Source organism: Streptomyces melanogenes, assembly GCF_014649795.1.
GTDB lineage: Bacteria > Actinomycetota > Actinomycetes > Streptomycetales > Streptomycetaceae > Streptomyces > Streptomyces noboritoensis.
This window is the reverse complement of the sequence record NZ_BMTS01000067.1, coordinates 1-3,353: the sequence shown is the minus strand read 5'-3', so window position 1 is coordinate 3,353 and position 3,353 is coordinate 1. Positions and strand designations below refer to the sequence as shown.

The 3,353-nt window shown below is 71.7% G+C and carries 2 protein-coding genes; both read left to right on the top strand.

Features of this window, described 5'->3' with window-relative positions:
- A partial coding sequence (locus IE252_RS42695) for an acyltransferase family protein (protein WP_190094911.1) occupies nucleotides 1–1,037 on the top strand: 1,037 nt, incomplete at its 5' end.
- Between the two features lie 258 nt (nucleotides 1,038–1,295).
- The coding region (locus IE252_RS42690) for a PIG-L family deacetylase (protein WP_190094910.1) at nucleotides 1,296–3,353 on the top strand (2,058 nt) is incomplete at its 3' end.

The following is a 3,353-nucleotide window of genomic DNA, read 5'->3' as shown; positions in this document are numbered from 1 at the left end:
CGACCCGTCACGGGCGGCTGTACGCACTGGACGGCCTGCGGCTGCTCGCCGCGCTGACCGTGGTGCTCTACCACTACATGGCGCGCGGCGGCGGCTGGCACGGCGATGTGAAGGCGATCTTCCCGACGGCGTTCCCGATCGCGGCCTACGGCTGGCTCGGCGTCCAGCTCTTCTTCCTGATCAGCGGCTTCGTCATCTGTATGAGCTGCTGGGGCAAGTCGCTGAAGGACTTCTTCGTCTCGCGTGTGGTGCGGCTCTACCCGGCGTACTGGTTCGCGGTCGTCGCGACCACGGTCACCGTCGCCGTGATCCACGGCGGTGCGAAGCCGCTGCCGCTGACCGACGTCCTGTCCAACCTGACGATGCTCCAGGAGGCGTTCGGCGTCGAGCACGTGGACGGCGCCTACTGGACGCTCTTCGTCGAGCTGCGCTTCTACCTGCTGTTCGCCGTGGTCGCCTGGTGGGGACTGACGTACCGCCGGGTCCTGCTCTTCTGCTGCGTCTGGGCGGCGGCCAGCGCCATGTACGCCAAGGCGCCGACGGACGACCCGATCCGGATGCTGATCATGCCGGACAACAGCTGGTACTTCATCGCGGGCATGGCCTTCTACCTGATGTACCGGTTCCGGCCGAACCTGATGCTGGCCGGTGTGGTCCTGCTGTGCTTCTGCTCCTCGCTGCCGTTCGCGCACAGCACCTGGAAGAACACCAACCGGTACATGGGCCACACGGTCCCGTCCTGGCCGGTGGTCGTCATCATCGCCGCCTGCTTCGGCGTGATGGCGCTCGTCGCCACCGGGAAGCTGTCGCGGATCTCCTGGCGCTGGCTGCCGTACGCGGGCGCGCTGACCTATCCGCTGTACCTGCTGCACCAGGTCATCGGCCGCGAGCTGTTCAGCCTGCTGTCGCCGCGCATGCCGGCGCACGTGCTGCTCGCCTCGGTGATCGCGGGCATGCTGGCCGCCGCCTGGCTGCTGCACCGCTACGTCGAACGGCCCCTGGGCAGACGTCTCAAGCGGGGGCTCGCCCAGCTCTGAACGACCCGCACTTAGGGATCCGGTCCCGGAGACCGTCCCTCCTCTGACACCTTCGCCCTCCTTCCGCCGGGGACCCCCACGTCCCGGCGGAGCGCACGCGCCACGGCACGGGCCACCGCCCCTTCGTAGCGCCCGCGTGCGCCGATCCGCCGAAGAACAGCCTCGCCCGGGAGCTTGCTCCCGCCGTGCGTGCTGCATTCCTGTCCCTGAACCGACCGTCCCCACCGATCGGAGAGTTCAGAAAGGCTCCTTCACACCATGCGTCTGTTCAACCGTTTCGCGACCGCCACCGCCACCGCCCTGCCCCGGCAGCGCGGGACCGCCGGACCGGCACCCCACCTGCAGATCTGCGCCCACACGGACGACGACCTGTACTTCATGACGCCCGACCTGCTGCAGTCGGTCGAGGCGGGGGTGCCCATCGTCAGCGTCTACCTGACGACCGGTGAGGCCGACGGCATCAACCTGGCCATGGACGACCCCGCCCGCAAGACCGCCGTACCCGACTTCGCGGGCTACACCGCCGCCCGCCAGCACGGCATCCGCGCCGCCTACGCCGCGATGGTGACCGGCGGCCGCCGCGCCCCGTGGAAGCGCGAGACCCTGAAGGTGCGCGACGGCGTCACCGCGGAGATCGCCTCCCTCGGCGAGAACCGCGTCACCCTGATCTTCCTCAACCTGCGCACCGGGCACGGCGCCGACGGCTCCAGCATCATCGGCCTGTGGCGCGAGACCAGCGCGGACCTCGCCACCCTGCGCCCCACCGACAGCCCCATCCCCGCCAAGAGCGACGGCCGGCGGATGACCCGGTCCGCGGTGATCGACACCCTGGCCGACCTGCTGAAGCACTACGCGCCCTCGGTGGTCCGCATCATGAACCCGGACCCCGACCGCACCGCCATCGACCAGAAGACCGGCGAGATCACCTACGCGGACAACCCGGACCACACGGCCACCGCGTTCTTCGCCCTGGCCGCCCTCGACGTCTACGAGCGCACCGCCCCGGAGCAGCCGCCCGCCGTCGAGAGCTACCTCGGCTACTGCAACAAGCTGCGCCCCAACAACCTCAGCGCCCAGCAGGCCGCGAGGAAGTTCTCGTACCTGAACGTCTACGGCGGCGAGGACGGCCACGACTGCGAGAAGGCGCCAGGTTTGTGCGGCGACCGGCCGCTGGGCAACCGCGCGTACAACCGCTTCTACGGCCAGAGCACCAGCTACCGCTGGCAGCCCAGCACCAGCTGGCTCCAGCTGCGCGCCGACGGCCGGCTCACCGCCTTCGGCGTGCGCGGCGGCCGCCCGGTGATGTGGACCCAGGACCGGCCCGGCGGCGAGAGCTGGTCGGGGCCCCAGCCGCTCGGCCAGTGGCCCGCCACGGACGGCCGGTGCCTGTCCCGGCTCGACGCGGTGCGCGACGCCAGCGGCCGCATCCACGTCATCGCGGTCCGCGCCCGGGTCGGCGCCGCCCCCGAGCGCCAGCAGCGCGACCTGATGCACGTCGTGCAGGACGCCGCCACCGGCGAGTTCGGCGCCTGGACCGACCTGCAGAGCCCCTACAGTCCGGCGGCCCAGCACGAGGCGCGCCGCCGCTCCCTGGGCATGCCGATCGTCGCCGTCACCGGCAACCAGGTCCGCGTCGTCATCCGCAACTTCGGCGGCGGCCTGAGCACCCGGCTGCTGACCGAGGAGGGCTGGCAGCCGTGGGGCGACCTCCAGGGCGGGGCGCTGGAGGGAGCGGCGGCGGTCACCCTGAGCAAGGGCACGGTCGAGTTCTACGCCACCAGCCGCATGATCGGCATGGGCATGCTGCGCTGGCACCAGACCACGTCCGGCGGCGCGTTCCAGCGCGACTACGGCACCCAGCTCGCGCGCCCCGCGGCCCCGGTGACCCTCGTCGAGCAGTCGGACGGCAGCCTGCTGATGTTCTCGCGCCAGCCCGGCACGGGCTGGGTCCTGGCCAACCGACAGCAGGCGGCGGGCGGCACCTGGAACACCCAGCCCGAGATCACCGACACCACGCCCGGCTTCGGCCCGCTCGCCCACGCCGTCCTGCCCACCGGCGAGGCGGCCCTCGTCCAGCGCAGCGACGACCACGGCCTGACCCTGTCGATCCAGCCGCTGGACGGCAGCGCCCTGAGCCACGAGTGGACCCCGCTGGGCGGCAGCCCCCTGCTGCACGCCCCGTCCGCGGCGCTGGACGCCCACGGCAGGCTGGTGATCGCCCACCTGGACGCCCAGGCCCGTCTCAACACCCTGGCCCTGGACCCGTCCAACGGCTACCGCCCCACCGGCACCCCGACCTGGTCCGCCCACCCGACC